Origin of the sequence: Streptomyces sp. NPDC020898 (assembly GCF_044333925.1) — a bacterium.
In the GTDB taxonomy this organism is placed as follows: domain Bacteria; phylum Actinomycetota; class Actinomycetes; order Streptomycetales; family Streptomycetaceae; genus Streptomyces.
Genome location: NZ_JBIRRV010000001.1, coordinates 583,046 through 601,094, shown reverse-complemented (window position 1 = coordinate 601,094; position 18,049 = coordinate 583,046). Strand labels below are relative to the sequence as shown.

The following is an 18,049-nucleotide window of genomic DNA, read 5'->3' as shown; positions in this document are numbered from 1 at the left end:
GCCACCCGCCCCGAAAACCACGATCTTGCCCGTCGTCGGAATACCTGCCGTTGAGTCGATGCTCCGGAAGATATCCAGAAGGTCGGTCACCATCTGGATACCAAGACCGGTGACGGGAGACCCTCGATGACGCAACGGCCACCGCTGCCACCCGACTTGTTCGACGAGCTGTGCCCGTCCTCGCTGCTGCCTTTCCGCTTCGGTGACAAATGGGCACCCCTGGTCCTCCGCTGTCTGGAAGACGGCCCGCGCAGATACTCCGAACTCCGCGTGCCACTGGGCCGCGTCACCCCGAAGGCGCTCACCCAGTCGCTCCGCGGCTTGGAGCGGAACGGGTTCGTGTCACGCACGGTGCACGCCGACCCGAAACTGCGGGTGGAGTACGCGCTGACACCGCTGGGCCGCAGCACGCTGGAGCCGCTGGCCGCCGCGTGCCGATGGGCGTCCGAGCACTGGGACGAGTTACTCGACGCACGCGAGGGCAGCTCGGGCGGCCTCTCCTCCGTCGGCTGACTCGAAACTGCATTGGCGCGTGTCGCGCCGGATGAGCCGTACCGCTGTTGTTGTACCGAGCTGGGAGTGCAGGGCCGGTGCGGCCGCCTCCGGAAGCATCGGCGGGTCCCTCTTCGCAGGAGACATAAGCACCACCGATGCTTCCTGGCTGTCTGCCCCCAGGCCGGTCTGATTGCCATAGGTCACCCGCGCGAGCCACCTGGCTGACAGTTGATCAGAACGGCGAGGATCGAGGAGGATCGGAGCATGGCGATATGCAAGAAGTGCGGTGCGCGAAAGCGCCGTTGGCCTCGTTCCTGTCCCGGGTGTCGCGCCGGGTCGGCCCGGGCGGACGCGGCCGTGGCAGGAGCCGATGTGACCGTGGCGGCAGGACTGTTCGGGTGGATCGGACGGGCAGTAACGGGCGTTGTGCGGAGGATTCTCGACTGGACCTGACTCAGCGGGCACGACCCGGCTCCCGAAGTCGTCGGCATCGATCTCACCGGTGAACGCCTAGCCGGTCATGGCGCTTCTCCGGTTCGCGGGGTGGCTCTGAGTCGCTGGGACGGCGGGAGTACCGTTCGGTGTGAGCGCCACGCGTCTCGCGTCTCGCGCAGCATGTAGCGCCGTACGGGCCCCGCCTCCGGCAACTCGCTCCGCCGTCGCGACCTTTCGGTCTGCGTCGGCCTCTCCGTGAGCATGAACCAGGGCTCGTGCTCGGCGAGGAGCGGGCTCTCCTCCCAGCGCGGCCTGAACCCACGGCGGATTCCCCACCTGAAGATCAAACCCGCTTCCACTAGCCCCCGGACACTAGCCCCCGAAAAAACATGCGCGGAGTGCAGCTCCCCGTGGCTGTTCCCAAGGGGCGCCGCCCTGTTCCGGGCTCCCTTGCCGGCCGGAATGACGGGCGTCAACTCATGGTGACCAGTTCGTCGAGTAGCTGCTCCAACAGATTGTTGTCACCGAGGAAGCTCTTCACCGAGGCGTCCTCGTTGCGTTGAGGGTCCATGCCCGACCAGTTCAGGGCGTATCCCGCGTCGCCGCTGAGTTGGACAAGGAACGCCCGCTGGGCACGGCCGTTGCCCTCGCGGAACGGGTGGAGGACGTTCAGGTCGCCGTACAACGTGGCCAGTTGGATGACGAATGCCTGCCGGTGGAGATTCTGCAGATGACCGGAGGAGGCGAGTCGGCCGAAGATCTCTCCGGCGTAGGGCACCAGGTTTCTTGCCGGGCAGAACGGTGTGCGCTTGGCGATGTTCACGGTGCGTAACTCGCCTGCCCACGGATAGATGTCACCGAAGATCGCAGCATGGAACGCTTGGAGATGGCCGAGGTCGTACGCGCCGGGTAGGGGGCGTTCGGCGAGCATGACGAGGCGCGCCCGGGTGATGTCCGCTTCCGCTGCCGCGAGCGGCTGATGGTCGGTGATGCCGAGCTTGTTGCGCAGCACGCCGTTGGGCATGGCGTACGGATCGTTCACCCGGCCCGCCGCTCCGAAGTCTGTCGGTGGCGGGCGATCGCGCGGGCGACAAGGGTGTCCGCGTCGAGGTCGCCTTTCACGTATGCCTCGGTGTCGCTGTCTGAGGCATTGGAGGCCTGGAGCCCCTCGGCCTCGATGGAGCCGGTGGCCGAGGCGACGGCCGCACGTCGTGCCGCTCGGCCGCTCAGCGCCTCGAAGGCCTCGACGGACAGGAGGACGCCCTGGGGCTTGCGGTGGGCGCCGATCAGGACCGGGTCGGCATCCGCGCCGGACTCCGACAGGTCGGTCAGGATCCGCGACAGTCTCGCGCGAGCGTCGCTGACGGTCACGACCTCAGGGATCTCCATGTTGTCACCGTACCCATATAGAGGCTTGATTCTGTACAGATTCTAGTACGGATTCCGGTGAGTGTCCCGCCTCGGGCGGCCTTGGAGGTATCCCCAACCCCGTCCCGGAGGCTGCCACCAGCCGGGACTGCGAGGTCCTCGCCGATGTCGGCGGGGTTGAATCGGACCCCTGGTACATCGCGCCGGTTGAGTTCGGTGATCACCATGTCGGCGGTCATACCGCTCACCTCGGTGGCCACCAGAACCCGCCTCTCCGAGAACGACGAAGCCTTCGTCCGGACCGCTCCGGCGCGGGGCGCCTCCTTGCGTAGCCATCAAGGTAGCCACGGAAACGTCCTCCCCGCAGGTTTGTGCAGGTCATAGCGTTGCGGTGACTCTCCCCGGCGTACAGCCCGACTCGTCTGCCCACTCAGGGCCTTTGACCAGCGAAGGCACAGGTCAGGGGCCTTTTGTCGTGTGCGAAGGGCTATGCAGGAAGGCCCCGCCGAACGTCTCCGTTCGGCGGGGCCTTCCTGGTTTCGCGGAAACTCGCGGAAGACTCGTCGGGGTCTAGGCGTCGCCCGGCCGCCCGAGGAGCTCGGCGATCTCCGTTCGGCGCCAGTCCCACTGAGGATGCTTCTCGACCAGATCGACGAACTCGGCGAACTCGACGACGTCGCCGTGGTTCGTGTCGATCAGGCCCGAGAAGCCCCGGAGGACGGAGGACAGGAACATGCGTGCCGCGTCCATGGACTGACAGGACACGTAGATCGCATGGGGTTCTTCCCCGATTCTCCGCCGTACGTCCTCGACCTCATCGGGCTCGAAGTCCGAGAGGACGTCGCCCGAGAAGTTCAGAGCGTAGGAGTTTCCGTTCCAGTGCAGGAAGTCTCCGGCACTGAGCGGGTCCTTCTCGACTCCGAGGGACCGCACCTCGGCCTCGATGGCGGCGCACTCGGGTGCGCTCGCCAGCAGGACCACGGAAGGCCAGGACATGGCTACCTCCCCGTTCTCATGGAGGTCCTCATGAAGGTCCTCATGGAGCGATCACCGCCAGGAGCTCGTCGAGATCGGTCGTGACCATATGGCCCGCCCTTTCCTGACTCTGGACGACCGACCCCCTCAACTTCTTGCTCGGCCAGATGAAACTGATGACCGGTAGGTCGGTCGCCGACTCGTATCGCTCGTGGTCGCCGGCGGAGCCCTTGCCGGTGCCGGTCTTCACCTGGATCACCGCGTTGCGGGTCACGATGTCGAAGTCGGTGATGTCCTTGCCGTCCGCGCCGACAATCTTGATCTCGACCGCCTTCACGTGGCCAGGGTAACGGGCCTCGATCGCGTCGACGAGCTCCGGAACCCCGGGGTCCTTGGGCGTGCCCACATAGGTCGGGGTGTTGCCGTTGCCACTGCCTGTCGGGCAACTGTCGTTGTGAACCAGGACAGGTGCCGCACCCGCCAGCGCGTAGTACGTGTGCAGGTCGCCGACGGTCAGGTTGTGGACCGTGGAGTCCAGCGACGTCCAGCGTTGCACTCCGGTGATCTGGACATGCGTACCGGCGCTGGTCCTGAGCCACTGACCGGCCTTGAGGTCGGTGGCGTCGAGCCACCGGCCCAGCTCGGAGACCCAGAACGGGTGTTCGGCGGTCGCCGTGATCCGGTCCGTCTTCGAACCGGCCCCGCCGTCGGTGTCGACGGTGAGCTCGACCAGGTGCTTGAGGCCCTGGCCCTTGATCTCGGCGGTGACCGTCTCGACGCGGGTCTCCCCGGTCTTCGGGTCCGTCGCGACGACCTTGTCGCCGGTCCTGACCTTCTCGATGGCCTTGGTGGAGCCGTCGGCCATCAGCACCTTCGTGCCGGGCACGAAGCTGTTGCAGCCGGGCGAGTCGCCCGCCTTGCCCGAGCCTCCGCCGCCGCTGGTGCCGCCGTTGCTCCGGGAGGAACCGCCGGACTTGCCGCCGCCACCCCCGCCGGAGCTCTTGCCGCCTCCACCGGGGTGGGAGGAAGCCTTCGGGGCCGCCTTGGCCTGCGCCTGCTTCTGTGCCGGGTTACCCGTCTTCCGCTTCGCGGCGGCAGCCTCGTCGGCTTTTCTCTTGGCCGCTTCGGCCGCCTTCTTCTTGGCTCTTTGCGCGGCCTCTCTCTTCGCCTTCTCGATAGCCGCCTTCTTGGCCCGCAGTGCGGCGGCCTCGGCGGCCTTGGCCGCCTTCAGGACGGCCTCCGCGGCCCTCTTGGCGGCCTTGAAGGCCTGGATGGCGTCGATGGTGCGGTTGATCGCCTTCAGGACCGACGGGATCTTGCCCAGCTTCGTCCATGGGATCGCGCCGATGATCAGGCTGCCGCAGGACCACATGTCACCGCCGAAGCAGGCCATGGCGTCGTTGATGCCGACGAAGTCCTTCAGCGTCTCCCAGGCGATCGCGAGGATCACCGAGGACAGCGACTTGCCCATCATGGCCTGTGCCTGCGCGACCTGCGACGGTGACAGACCCGCGCCCGCGAGGGCCGCGCTCTTCTCCGAGGCGGTCAGGCTGATCGCCAGACCGGTCGGGTCGGAGTACGTGACCGGGTTGTTCTGCGCGTAGGAGTACCCGTTGGACTGCAGCGGGTCGTTCGGGTCGAGCACCGGGTCGACGGACAGGAAGCGTCCGACCACCGGGTCGTACATACGTGCGCCGAGCGGCTGGAAGCCGGAGGCGTCGTCCTTGGTCTTGCCGAGGAATCCCTTGTGGTTCTGCAGGTTGGCACCAGCGGTGCCGCGCTCGTTGCCGAAGGGGTCCTGCTTGCGGATGCGCACCGACATGCCGCCGTTGAGGGCGACCTCCGCGTACGCACTGCCCTGGTGGTCCGAGGTCTGGGCGACCAGGGTCTCCGAACCGGTGCCGTAGGCGTAGCGCATGACCGCGCCGCCGGGGGCGGAGTAGGTGCGCTGGGTGTTGACCAGCACACCGCCCCGCTGGACGGTGACCTCGGCCTCGTCCAGGTGCAGCGTGGCCTGCCTGCCCTTGATGGTGAGCAGGCGGTTGCTGTCGGCGCCGTAGATGTGACGGGTCTCGTTCTGCGGCTGCCAGACCTGAGCGGACGACGAGCTGTCACAGGTCGCCAGGACGATCGGTGTGGAGTTGGCCGAGTTCGCCCCCTGGACGGCCAGGCACAGACCCGAGGCCTTGTGGGTGAGCTGCCCGGTCGTGTTCCGCTGCAGCTCCTGGGCGGTCACCTGCGCGGCGGTGGTGCCGCACTTCTGGATCTGGACCGCCGACCCGGCCGCGTTCGAGGCGGGCTGGAGGCACCAGGTGTCGTAGAGCGACAGGGTTCCCCGGTCGGGGTCGGTCTGTGTCCCTCCGACGGGAGCCGGGGTCTGCGTGAACCTGAGGTTCTGCGCCATCGTGCCGTTGCAGGGGTAGAGCTGCATCGGCTGGCCGGCGGTGGTCGTCCCGGACTTCAGGTCGAGGCACTTGTCGGCCAGGCCCACGTACGGGGTCTTGCCGCCGGTGCCCGCACCGGTGATCCGGTCGACCTTGCCGTCCGGAGTCCAGGTCAGGTCCTGCTTGTCTCCGTTCTGGATCGAGGTGACCGACTTGGTCTCGCCGGTCAGCTCGTACATGCGCGTGGCCTCGGCCTTGACCTGCGCACCCGCGGGGGTGGTGTAGGTCTTCGTCACCTTGGTGAGCGTGTGCGGCTGGGTGCCGTCCGCCTTGCCGTACGCGTAGCTGCTGGTGGCGTCCTTGGCGGTGGCCCCGGTGAGGTCCTTCTCGGTCAGCTTGGTGCGGTTGCCGAGCAGGTCGTACTCGTACTCCTGCCAGTAGCCGGAGTTGTCCTTGCCGGCGGCGACGTTGAGTGTGCCGTCGGCGTCCTTCGGGGTGGTGCAGTTCTCCTGGTCGTCGGAGGTCCAGGCCGACTTCAGCTGGCCCATCGGGTCGTAGACGAAGCACTGCCGTTCCTCGATCCCGACGGACTTCTCCGCGACCGAGGTGACGTTGCCCGCCGGGTCGTAGGTGTATGCCCGGTTGGAGACCAGGTTGCCGCCGACGACGGAGGTGTCCGTGCCGGTGCCGGACTTCTCCCGGTAGACCGACTGCTCCTTGAGCTCGCCGGTGCCCTCGTCGTACGACGCCTGCGTCCAGACGCGGTACGGCTGGGCGCCCAGGGTCGAGCGGAGGACCTGACCGTACGCGTCGTAGGCCGTCTCCGCCCCGTACCAGTCCTTGCCGGAGACGGAGAGCGCCCTGCCGTCCTTGTTGTAGCGGACGACGAGCTTCTCCGGGGCGAACCCGCCCACCGCCGGAAGGGTCTGCTCCTCCAGCATTCCGGTGTCGGAGTACGCGTACTCGTACTTGTAGTCCTTGGCGAAGCCCCACGTGTCGACGATCGACTGCGGCAGCGACACCGTGGTCGACGTCGGCTGGTAGTCCTTCGTGTAGCCGCCGATCGACTGCGTGTACGCCAGCGTGTCCGTGTACCGCGTGGCGCCGGCGGGCATGCCCTTGCCGCCCGGTGCGGTGTCGTACGTGAAGTCGGCGAGCACGGTGCCGGTCGAGCCGGTCAGGCGCTGCTGCTTCGGGCGCGACAGTTCGTCGTAGCTGTTCCAGACCTTGATGCCACGGGCGTTGGCCGTCGTGAGGACGCGGCCGCGGGCGTCGTACTCCACGCGGGTCGTACCCGCGTCGGGGTCGGTGGACGTCTCCATCCGGCCGTTGTGGTCGTACGTCCACGACCACGGGTGCGTCTGGCCCGCCGAGGGGGTGGCCTTCGCGACCTGGCCGTGCGCGTTGTACTCGTAACGCGTCGACGTGAACCCGCCGGCAGCCGCCGGATTGAAGGTGTCCGTGCGGACGGTCCGGCCCGTCGCGTCGGTGTAGACGCGGTAAGACGAGTCGCCCACGGGCTGGATGACCTTCGACCAGTCCTCGCCGTACTCGTAGCGGACACCCCGCTCCGGGTACGCCTTCGAGCTGGACTCCTTCGTGACCGGGTCCTCGTACTTCATGTACGGGGTTTCCTGGAGCACGCGGCCGAGACCGTCGTAGGTGTAGCGGGTGATGTTGGGGACGGCCGTGTCGGTGACCGGGGTGAACAGCTCGCCCGGCTTGGCCTCCTGGGTCAGGTAGGCGTTGTTCGTCTGGTAGACCTCACCGGACGTGTTGTACAGCGTGTCGGTGATCAGCCAGCCGGAGTCGTTGTCGGCCTCCTCCTGCGTCTGACGCTCGCGGCCGAGGCCGTCGTAGAGGGTGACGGAGGTCTCGATCCGGTCCTGGTAGCCACGTGTGTAGGTGGTGACGTACGGAGGCCTGCGGATCTTGATGTTGCTGTCGTCCGGGTCGGTCTCCTCCGGCGGGATCGTGTAGACCGCGCGGAAGTCCGGTATGCCGTTGCCGGGGGTACGGCCCGCGGCCCAGGCCTCGGAGAGCCGGCCCAGCGGGTCGTACTTCGCCTCGCTCACGTGCCCGTTGGCGTCCGTGGTCCTCAGCGTGGTCGAGCGCCCCGGCTCCAGCTCCTGGATCTGGCTGTGACCGAGGAGGTTGGTCGTGGTGACCTTGAAGACCTGCCCCGTGGCTGGTCCCTCGGAGGCGTAGGTGATCGTGGAGGACTTCGACAGCTGCTGGTTCAGCTGGTCCGGGTCGGTCTGCCGGATGACACGGCCGACCGCGTCGAAGCCTCTCGTCCCGTTGGTCTGGAAGCCGGTGCCGGTGCCGTTGAGGGACCAGGTCTCCGTCGCCAGACCACGGGTGTCCGCGGCGAGCGCCGCGCCGTAGGCCCCGCCGTCGTACGCGGTGCGGGTGGCCCCGCTCAGCGTGGTGAGGTCGCTCCAGTTCGCGTTGGCGCAGGTGGTCGGCGAGACGAGGACCTGCTTGCTGAGACCGATCAGGTTTCTGGCGGTCTGGTGCACGTACTCGGACTTCGTGCAGGACTCGTCACCGGTCTTGGTCGCCGCGGCGTCGCCCAGGGACTCCACCAGGGTCGGCAGACCGTACGTCGGGTCGTACGTCGTCGTCGTCCGCACCGAGCGCACCGTGCGCGTGTCGTCGGAGTTGGTGCCGGACGACTTGGTGTACGCGATCTCCTCGGGCTCCGTTACCCGCCAGGCCCGCAGCGGGGTCAGGCCGTCTTCGCGGTCGCGTTTGGCGAGCTCGGTCGCCTCGGGCTTGGTGATGGAGCGGGTCAGCCAGTCGGAGTCGGCCTTGGTGGAGTCGGTGTAGCTGAGCTCCTCGGCGATCCGGCCGGCGAACGGCTCCTCGTCCTTGGCTATCTCGGCGCCCGTGATGTCCTTCACGGACACGGTGTCGCCGAGGCCCCGGAAGAAGCGGGTGACGGCCTTGGAACGCTGACCGGCGGTGTCCGGGGTGCCTTCGTCGTTGACCGGGCCCGTCAGGACCGTGGTCTGCTCGACTCCCGCGAACTGGGAGTAGGTGCGCTGCGACTTCTTGCTGAACTCGGCCTCGGCGAGCTTCCAGGCCGGGTTCTTGTACCTGTACTCCGTCCTGGTGGTGAAGTTGCCGTCGATGTTGGGCAGTTCCTCGACGGTGTCCACGACGTACTTGTGGAACCAGTCGATGTCCTCGACCTCGGGGTCGGGGTTCCAGAACGACGGATAGCACAGGCGGTTGTTCGTCTTCAACTGGCCCTGCAGCCGGGCCATGGCCTCGGCGCGGGTCTCGCCGGACTGCTGGTCGAGCAGGGGCAGGTTGCCGGTGAGGCAGTCGCCCTCGGCCGGCTTGTACCGGACGATGGTCTCGCCGCCGTACTCGTTGACGACGCGGGTGATGCGGAGCCGGGAGAAGCCGGGACGGTGTGCGTTGACCGCCTTGACCCGGTTGGGCATGTCCTCCGCGTTGGACTCGAACCGCACCGAGTTGAGGGCGACCTTCGCGTCGGTGGTGCCGTTGCGGGCGTAGCCGGTGCGCTGGACGGACTCCAGCCACAGGGCGGTGTTCGGGCCGGTCCTGAGCTTGGCGAAGCTCTGCTTCAGCTGGTACTCGTCGACGACCTGGCGGGCGGCGGTGTCGGTGCGCCGCTGGGCCGAGGTCGTGATCTTGTCGAGGCGCTTACGGGTCCAGAAGGTCGGGCCCGCGTTCCAGCACTTCTTGCCGGACTCGCAGCGCAGGTCGGCCGGGGTGTCGAACCAGGGCCGGTAGTTGCGCGGGTCCTTGGACGTGAAGTTGGTCTCGGAACAGGTGACGTCGTCGACGGTGTAGCAGCGCTCCTCCACCGCGAAGCCGACCCGGGCGGGGGCGGTCTCCGTGTAGATGCTGTTGCTGCGCTGGCCGTAGTCGATGTGGTCGAGCCAGCCGTCGCGGTCGTAGACGACCGGAGCCTTGAAGTTGAAGTTCCGGGCGTAGTAGTTCTGGTCCTTCTTCCACCACAGCGACATCGCGTTGCCGTGGACGTCCTCGACGTAGTCGAGGCCCCAGCGCCAGCCCTGCGTGCAGTGGGAGTTGGTCCAGTCGGTGGTCGTCGGGCCCTTGTAGCAGTCCTCGTCGGAGTGGTTGCCGTAGACCGGGACCGTCAGCACCGAGTCGGTGGTCGGGTCGTCGGCGGCGGTGCCGCGGTCGGACCAGCCCGGGAGCTTGTTCTTGCCGAAGTGGTACTTGATGCCGTCCTTGGTGGTGACGACCCAGTACTCACCGTCCTTGGCGCCGTTGCCGGTGGCCTCGCCCTTGACCAACTGGACGGTGGAGCCGTCGCCGTTGGCCGTGAACCACTTGCCCTTGGTCGCGTCCCAGACCAGCTCGGTGGTCATGCCGCCGAGGGAGAGGGTGGCGTTCTCCGAGCCCCAGCACAGGTCCGCGGTGCGGTGCGTGGAGTTGTTCGCGCCCGCCTTCTTGGAGTCCTGACGGCAGTTGGCGTACGTACGGGTGATGGAACCCGCGTTGTAGTCCCAGCCGTCGCCGATCCAGGAGGCCTGGTTGTTCGTCGAGGACGTGCGGCCGTCGACGGACTGCGAGGAGTACGCCAGTCCGACCTTCGGCATCAGGCCGCCGGCGGTCTCCGGGACCTGGGCCTGGTACGAGTAGGTGAAGGCACCGGAGGACGAGCCCGACGACCAGGAGCCGGAGGACAGCAGCGGTGAGGCCGTGAAGTCACCGGACACCGACGAGCCGATGTCGAGACCGCCGACGGCGGCGCCGCCGTTCGCGGCGACCACGGGCTGGACGCCGTCCCGGTAGGAGGCGTGCGTCGCCTGCGTCGGCTCGGCGGGGACGAAGCCCTCGCCGACGAGGCTGGAGACCGGGATGCTGCCGCCGAGGATCTTGCGGTTCTTGGCGTTCTTGGCCGCGGTGGACCTGGTGGGCGCGTCCTTGGCCGCCACGGTCTCCACCGTGCTGCTCAGCCGCTGGAAGTTCTCCTTGCCGTTCCTGACGTCCTTGTCCCCCTTGCCCTCCTTGTCCTCCTGAGAGAGGGACATGGTGGTCATGCCGCCGGCGGCGCCGTCGGCGCAGTCGCCTTCGGTGGGCGAGGAGTAGACGCACTCGGGCAGCAGCATCAGACCGAAGCGGTCGGCGGCCTGCGGTCCGTAGAGGTCGGCGAAGCCCGTGGTGTCGATGCTGATCGCCACTTCGGCGGCCGGGTCGACCGTGGCCGGCGGGGTGAGCTTCATGACGATGCCGGAGACGCCCGCGTCCTGCGAGGTCGTCTGCGGGGCCACGCCCACGGTCCAGTCGCCTGCGAGGGCGGCGGGGTCGCCGCCCTCGGGGACACCGATGGCGACCGGCAGGTTGTTGGTGACCGGCACGGTGGCGCCGGGCTCACTGGTCGCCAAGAGCGTGGCGCTGCCGGTGCCGGAGGTCCACGGTGCGACGGCGTCGGCCGTGTACGGGACGACCGGGTTCTGGGGAGCCAGGGTGAGGGTCTTGTCCGCGGCTTCGTCGCCGTCGACCTCGGTGGCCTCCGGCAGGTCCGGGAGGTCGACCTCGGCGATCGTCTTCTCGCGGCTCATGTCGGGGCCGGGGACGGCGAACGCCTCCCCGCCCAGGCTGGTCACCGTCAGCGTCGAGGACAGCAGAAGGATGGTCGCCGTGCGGCTTCGCCGCCGACGCCTTCGTTGTGACTCTGTCAGGGCTGAGCGTCTACGCCCCAGCCATGACAGTGGACCTGAAGCACGCATACGCGTCGACTCCCACCGTGGCAATTCATTCAACGGACCAGGTGCGCAAACACCGAAGAGCACACGCCCGGCTCAGATGGCTCAGGCGCGTGCGTGCGCACTCTCTGTCATGTCCGTTGCACAATTCAAGATCGGCCAAGTGGCCGGAACGCACCGAAAAGTGATCCGTGTCACGGGGCGAAGTGGATCAGACCGTCATGTCGACGACCCATCAGGCGGATCGGAGGAAACGCTTGATCATGGTCAATGCGACCCTGGAAAGGCCCTGAACCGGACATAGTTGACACACCGTCACATCAGTTTCGTCTGTTCATAACAGATCCTTAACTTCTTCACACATGGACGCGATACGGCGAATGTGTGATCGTATGCCCGCCTTCCGCCCCACGGATCACCGATCGGGGCTGTCTGCGTTGCCCCCATTGCCCTAGTTGCCCTCAATTCGCTTGGTTCCCACGGGAGTAGACCGCCGTGACCGCGCCGCCCCGTTTTCTCAGTCCATTCGTGCGCACGCGCACACGGCTGTCGTTGACCCTCGGCCTCGTGCTGGCCGCCCTGACCGCTGCCCTGCTGCCGTGGTGGCAGCCTGACGACACCCCGCCGACCGCCGCCGGCGGCGGCACGACCGACGTCACCCGCGCCTCGACCGGCCCGCGCGACGAGGCCACCGCGATGGCCCAGGCCGCGCGCACCGGCAAGCAGGTGCTCGTCGACACGGCGACCACGGCCACCGCGCTGACCTGGGCGCTGCCCGACGGACAGTTCAAGACCCGGATCACGGCCGCGCCGACCCGGGTGAAGAACGCCGCGGGCAAGTGGACCCCCGTCGACAACAAACTGCAGCGGACGGCCGAGGCCCCCCGCGGACTCGGCGTCGCACCCGCGAACCCCGTCGTCCCGGTCCGCTTCGCGAGCGGCACCGCTCGAAAGGCCCGCGCCGACCGGTCGTTCGCCCGCGCCGAGACGCCGGGTGACACGGTGCTCGCCGAGGTGGAACTCGGCGAGCACACCGTCGCGTACACCTGGCCGGGCGCCCTGCCCGAGCCGGTGCTGGACGGACCGCGCGCCCTCTACTCCGAGGTGCTGCCCGACGTGGACCTGCTGCTCGTGGCCCGCGAAGAGGGCGGTATGGCGCAGGTCCTCATCGTCAAGACCCCCGAGGCCGCACGGCAGGAGGCGCTGAAGACCGTCACGTACGGGCTGCGCTCCGACACCGCCGTGTTCCGGCAGGACCGCAAGGCCAGCCGGGTCCAGGTCCTGGACAAGGCCGGCAAGGAGGTCGGCTCGATCCCGACGCCGTTCGCGTGGGACTCCAGCGGCCGTGACCCCGAGCTGCCCCCGGGCACCCCGAACCGTACGACGGTCACCACCCCGGCCGACGTGCTGAAGCTGTCGGGCCTGACCGGCATCGAGCCCGGCGCCCACTCCACGCCGCTGCCGATCACCCTGGCCGGAGAGAACACCCACGACGCCCGGCTCGGCCTCGGCTTCGCCGCCACCGGCCTGGCCGACCGCAAGGGCGTCACGTACCCGCTGTTCGTCGACCCGCCGCTGAACCCCGGCTGGGACGCGTGGACGGTGGCCTACAAGCCGTACCCCAGCACCAGTTTCTTCAACGGCACCAACTTCTCCTCCGGCACCTCCGACGCCCGCGTCGGCCACGAGGACGACACCGGCGGCACCGCCCGTTCCTTCTGGCGGATGGACTGGTTCAGCAGCATCAAGGGTGCGGAGATCACCAGCGCCACCTTCATGGTGCTCAACAACCACTCCTGGTCGTGCACCACCCGCGAGTTCCAGATCTGGCGCACCGGCTCGATCTCGTCGGGCACGACCTGGAACGCGCAGCCGGCCTGGTCCGACGAACTCCAGCGCAGGTCCTTCGCACACGGCTGGTCGGCGAGCTCCTGCCCCGACGACTACGAGGCCTTCAACGTCAAGGACGCCGCCCAGTACGCCACGGACAGGGGCCACTCGACCCTCACCCTCGGTATGCGGGCCTCCAGCGAGTCGGACACCCAGACCTGGCGCAAGTTCAAGGCGACCTCGGCGACCGTCGAGGCCGTCTACAACCGCCCTCCGTCGGAGCCCACCAAGGGTGTCTCGAAGCCCGGCGGCGCCTGCACGCCCGGACCGGGCGCGGGCGTGACGGTCGGCAAGACCAACATCACCCTGTCGGTGACCGCCAAGGACCCCGACAACAACATGAGCAAGGTCCGCTTCCGGTTCTGGAAGACCGGCGGTACGGTCCCGGCCGGCACGTACGTCACCATCGGCGCGTCCGGCGGCACCGCCTCGCTCACGATCCCGGTCACCGACGCACGGCTGAAGGACATCACCGCCAACACCACGTTCTCCTGGGACGCCCTGGGCCAGGACCTGGCGAACGCGGTGTCCACCAACTACCCGCCGGGCACCGAGCCCTGCCGCATCACGGTCGACCCGAGCGGCCCCTCCCAGCCCACCGTCACCAGCGACGTGTTCCTCGAAGCCACCGCGAACGGCTCCACCTGGGCGACGGTGAAGTTCGGCACGACCGGGCCGATCACCTTCGACTCGCCGGGCGCCGTGAGGTTCCAGTACGCGTGGGGCGGGGTCGCCCCGCTCTCGGTCAACGCCAACGCCGACGGCGTCGCCACCATCCCCGACCTGCGGCCGCTGAACGCCGGCCCCAACACCCTCCAGGTCTACGCCTACGACAGCCTCGGCAACGCGAGCGTGCGCACGGACTACACGACGTACGTCCCGCCGAAGGAGAACGCCGACACCCCCGGTGACACGGGCGGCGACGGCACCCCCGACCTGCTCGTCATCGACGCGGCCGGCGCCCTGAAGACCTACCCGGGCCAGAAGCCGGACGGCGAGCTGTACGGCCAACTGACGTCCTCGTACGCCAAGAACGCCGACGGCACGACCGTGCTGAACCCACCGGGCCACTGGTACGACGCCGCCTCGACCCTCGGCAACAAGGCCGCGCTGATCGCCCACTACCAGGACACCTACCCGGGCGACGGCACCACGGACCTCTTCGCCCGCACCCCGGACGGCGGCTTCTGGCTCTACCCCGGCGACGGCTACGGCTCGTTCGACGTCGCCCAACGGATGAAGATCCGCCTCCCGTCGAACACACCGGCGCCATCTACGTGGACCCAGCTGAAGGCCCTCGGCGACATCACCGGCGACAAGCTGCCGGACCTGGTGCTGCGCACGGCCGCGGGTTTCTGGGTGCTGTCCGGTTACACCGGCGGCAGCATCCAGACGGCCACGATGATGAACCCCGACGCCTGGTCCCGCCGCGACATCGTCAACCTGGCCGACATGAACAAGGACGGCGTGGCCGACCTGCTGTGGCGGAATTTGGACAACGGCAACATGTACCTCCGCCGCGGCAAGCCCGGCACGGCGACAGGCAGCGTCGATCTCAACTCCTTGATGCTGGGCTCGAATGCCGTCAACGGGGACGAGTCCTTCGGCACCTCCTGGACGGAGGCCAACGTCAACGCGGCGATTGGGATCCCGGACATCAACGGGGACGGGATTCCCGATATCTGGGCTCGATTCACGTCGGACGGGCATCTGTCCGTCTACCACCCGGCGACCAACTGGGCCAACGGGGCGGTCAAGACGGTTATTGGGTCTGGGTGGAACGAGAAGTTGGCGTTCGGGTGAGGTGATCGGCCGTTGGGCTTGTACGGGGGAGTGAGCCCCTGGCGCCGCGCGATTCGCGCGGCGCCAGGGGCTCAGCCCTTTTCTGTACGGCTACGAGGGGGCGCCGCCGTCCGCGACGGCCTGCCATCGAGTCCGTGTGGTACTTGGCCGCCATGACCACGTTCAGGGTGTCCGTGAGGCCGATCTGCGGATACCGCCGCATCGTCACCAGCGCGGTCGAGAGGTGCGGCTCGATTTCGGGCACCGCGTACCGCCGGACGGCGACGCGGTCGCGGACGTGCGCCAGTGCCCCCTGCGCGGCTTCCGGGCTGATCCGCGTGCTTAGGAGGTAGACGAGTTCCGCGAGGACCAGTGACGTCACCACCAGGTGGGCAGCGGAGGCCGCTGCTTCGCGGCACTCCTTGTGCTCCGGGTCCCCGCCGTCCTCGTCTGCGGGGAGGAACGCGGGCCGGGCCAGTTCCTCGTCGGACAGGGCCGAAAGCTGGGCCGCGTCACGGACCGGGATGAGCTGGTCCACGGACATGCACTGCGCGTTCGCTTCCAGGTGATCGAGCATGCGCAGCGCCTCGCTGCCGACGGGCAGGTGCTCACGCAGATGCTCGACGTCCGCAAGGACGACGAGGTGGTCCTGCGCCCGGCTCAGTGCGACGTTGAGGAGCCGGCAGGTGTGCGAGGACAGGCCGCTGCCGTTGAAGAAGTACCCGACCGTCGCGCATCAGGAGCCGGGAGCGTCGGAATCCGGCTGTTGCGGGGCGGGCGGGGAGTAGGAGTTCACCTTCGGCCTGTTCTTCGCGCTGCGGGTGCGTACGCGTACGGCCCGTTCGCGGGGCGTCTCGTCGCTCGTTTCGTAGCCCAGCATGACGCTGTACCCCTCGTGCGCTCGCTGCAGCCCGAAGTCCCTCAGCTGCTCGACGCTGGTGCCTACGGTCCCGACCCGTCCGAGTTTCACCAGTTCAGCGAACTCCGAGCCGACGAGGTAGCGGTTCGCCCGCTCGTAGCTGAAGATGCGCCCGCCCCTCGGCCCGAGCGTGCATTTGTCCTCCAGGAGAACGCGGGCGTAGGAGAGGGGGATGTACATGCCGCGGGTCAGCTCGGTGCTGGAACCCGTCCCGTTCCGCCAGTATGCGAACTTCAGGAAGCACGCGTCCTGGGAAAGGCGCCACTCGTTGGAGCCCGCGGGTTGTGAACTGAGCTTTGAAACCTGTTCCAAGCGGTCTATCTGGTCCAGGAGCTGCTTGTTCACCCGGTATTCCTTGTTCCGGGGTTCCAGGCGTTTGTACTGGACGAGGACGAAGCTGTGCGTGGGGTGGTGGTAGTAGATCATGTCCGTGCCCAGTCGGCTCTCGACCCGGGTGGCATTGACGTTGACGACCTCGAGACGGCGTCCTGTGGAGTCTTCCAGTACGTGGATGTCGCATCGCACGTCACTGCGCTGTCGCCAGTCGTCGAAAAGGGGAGTCTCGCCGCCCAGCCCCGCCCGTACGTCATGGTCGATCAGGCTGTTCTCCACCGGGTCCGGAATGAGCCCCGCGAGGTATGGCTCGTCCCGCGAGGCAGGGCGCCCCCAGGCCGACAGAGCGGAGTGCGGGAAGTCGGTCACCCGGGTAAGGGACTGAGCCGCGTCCCTCTGCTCCTGCCACGCACGGTCCGCCGCGTCCCCGACATCGAAGACGACCGGGTTGAGATGGGCGAGAAGCCAATCGATGTACGGGGCCAACTCGGGGTGACGTCTCAGGAGTACTTCCCGCAGAGCCTGCCAGGTCGTCATGCCGCAATGGCCTGCGCTTCCGGAGAGTGCCCGCTCCACGTGAGCTCTGTGCGCTGAGGGCAGGGAGGCGAGGATCCCGTCGGGACCGTCCAGGGGCACCGGCTTCGGGCATCTACGCATGGGCTCGATGGTGATGCTTCTGTCGACCGGCCCAACGGTGTTGAAGCGCTGGACCGTCCCCATCCAGCGGATGAAGCGGCCGTGTTCGGCGAACTCCTCGTGGCCGTTCGCGGAACGCGCCCGGTTGTCGCAGACCAGGAACACTAACCGGGTACCGGTGTCGGACGTGTCGAGCCCTGTGGGTAATCCTTTCGTGAAGCGCTCCGAGATGGGCCAATCGTCTTCGTTGTCGGCCATCTGATCTGCGGTGAGGGTCACTATGTAGGTCACGAGCAGACACTACCGAAGCGTCTGAAGTGGCCCCCATGACGGCCGATCACTCCGGTATTCTCCAACGCCGTGGGCCGGGAGGCTGGGCTTGGGTAGTGACGATCACGGCCGAGACTTGACCCGTAGAGCACGTTTGTACAACGGAGGGGGACCCGTGAAGCTCACCTACGTCTGCATTGAGGGCACGCCACAGGAGCTCGACGCGTCCGAGGTGGTTCGCGAGCTTATCCAGCAGCAGCAGTCCGGCACGGTCGATACCCGTCGCCGGTCGCCTCGGGTGGTCGTCGACCCCGAGAGCGATGACGAAGTCGACTTCGGGTGGCTCGTCGAGGGTGATGTGCCGGGGGTCGCAGAGGAGGGGCAGGGCACGGTGAAGGCGCAGCTCGCTTTCAATCCCGCAGCCCAGCAGTTCCTCGACTTCATGACGGAGGCCACGTCTTGGGAGAATGTCGGAGTACACGGCATCAAGCGAAAGGCGTGGCAGGAGGGCGATCCGCTCGATTACACGGGCTACCTCCGGCTCCGCCGCAAGGGTAGCCAGTACGGCGGCTTCGTGTACGCCTTCGCATCGACAGGCGTGATCAACTTCCGTTTGCGGTACAGCGACGAGATCGCGGAGCTGGCACCGGGCGCCTATCCGCTCACCAAGGGAAATTTCCAATACAGGGTGAACATCCAGGTTCGTGATGAAAACACCCTGAAGCAGGCGCTCGCCTTGTCCGAACTGGCTTACGACGCCACCTGATGGGTGCTTCGTTCGTATCTGTCATGGAGTGAAGGGGTCCTGCTGCCTCTGTTTGCGTGATGCGGAACGGGCCGTTCCTTCC

Annotated in this window: 9 protein-coding genes; 3 read left to right on the top strand and 6 right to left on the bottom strand. The window is 67.7% G+C overall.

All coding sequences use genetic code 11. The features are described 5' to 3' along the window. The first annotated feature begins 126 nt into the window (after positions 1–126). On the top strand, positions 127–513 hold the full coding sequence (locus ACH4TV_RS02610; protein ID WP_398393461.1) for a winged helix-turn-helix transcriptional regulator: 387 nt from the start codon (positions 127–129) through the stop codon (positions 511–513). An 889-nt stretch (positions 514–1,402) separates the two neighbouring features. Here ACH4TV_RS02610 and ACH4TV_RS02605 read toward each other — a convergent pair. The 4 genes from ACH4TV_RS02605 to ACH4TV_RS02590 all read right to left on the bottom strand — a co-directional run bounded on the left by ACH4TV_RS02605 (position 1,403) and on the right by ACH4TV_RS02590 (position 11,272). Continuing rightward, positions 1,403–1,972 (bottom strand): Fic/DOC family protein, encoded by a 570-nt coding sequence (locus ACH4TV_RS02605; RefSeq protein ID WP_398393459.1) that lies wholly within the window; start codon positions 1,970–1,972, stop codon positions 1,403–1,405. After that, positions 1,969–2,319: a type II toxin-antitoxin system Phd/YefM family antitoxin gene (locus ACH4TV_RS02600; protein WP_398393457.1), complete on the bottom strand. Its 351-nt coding sequence runs from the start codon at positions 2,317–2,319 to the stop codon at positions 1,969–1,971. The genes ACH4TV_RS02605 and ACH4TV_RS02600 overlap by 4 nt, the downstream gene beginning before the upstream one ends. A gap of 549 nt (positions 2,320–2,868) precedes the next feature. Beyond that, the gene (locus tag ACH4TV_RS02595) at positions 2,869–3,294 is read right to left on the bottom strand and encodes a hypothetical protein (RefSeq protein WP_398393455.1); all 426 of its coding nucleotides are present in this window, start codon (positions 3,292–3,294) and stop codon (positions 2,869–2,871) included. A gap of 40 nt (positions 3,295–3,334) precedes the next feature. Beyond that, positions 3,335–11,272 carry a polymorphic toxin-type HINT domain-containing protein gene (locus ACH4TV_RS02590; RefSeq protein ID WP_398393453.1) on the bottom strand — a complete coding sequence of 2,646 codons (7,938 nt, stop codon included), beginning with the start codon at positions 11,270–11,272 and terminating at the stop codon, positions 3,335–3,337. 594 nt (positions 11,273–11,866) lie between these two features. Between ACH4TV_RS02590 and ACH4TV_RS02585 the strand changes: the two genes are divergently transcribed. Beyond that, positions 11,867–15,064 (top strand): DNRLRE domain-containing protein, encoded by a 3,198-nt coding sequence (locus ACH4TV_RS02585; protein ID WP_398393451.1) that lies wholly within the window; start codon positions 11,867–11,869, stop codon positions 15,062–15,064. On the opposite strand, the gene ACH4TV_RS02580 is transcribed toward ACH4TV_RS02585, so the two are convergent. Then, positions 15,024–15,620: a hypothetical protein gene (locus ACH4TV_RS02580; RefSeq protein ID WP_398393449.1), complete on the bottom strand. Its 597-nt coding sequence runs from the start codon at positions 15,618–15,620 to the stop codon at positions 15,024–15,026. The two genes, ACH4TV_RS02585 and ACH4TV_RS02580, sit on opposite strands and share 41 nt — an antisense overlap. 159 nt (positions 15,621–15,779) lie before the next feature. Beyond that, positions 15,780–17,222, bottom strand: coding sequence for a hypothetical protein (locus tag ACH4TV_RS02575; protein WP_398393447.1), 1,443 nt, complete (start codon positions 17,220–17,222; stop codon positions 15,780–15,782). Positions 17,223–17,376: 154 nt separating this feature from the next. Here ACH4TV_RS02575 and ACH4TV_RS02570 point away from each other — a divergent pair, with 154 nt between their 5' ends. Further along, complete coding sequence (locus tag ACH4TV_RS02570; protein ID WP_398393445.1) at positions 17,377–17,967, top strand: hypothetical protein; 591 nt, start codon at positions 17,377–17,379, stop codon at positions 17,965–17,967. Positions 17,968–18,049: the final 82 nt, after the last annotated feature.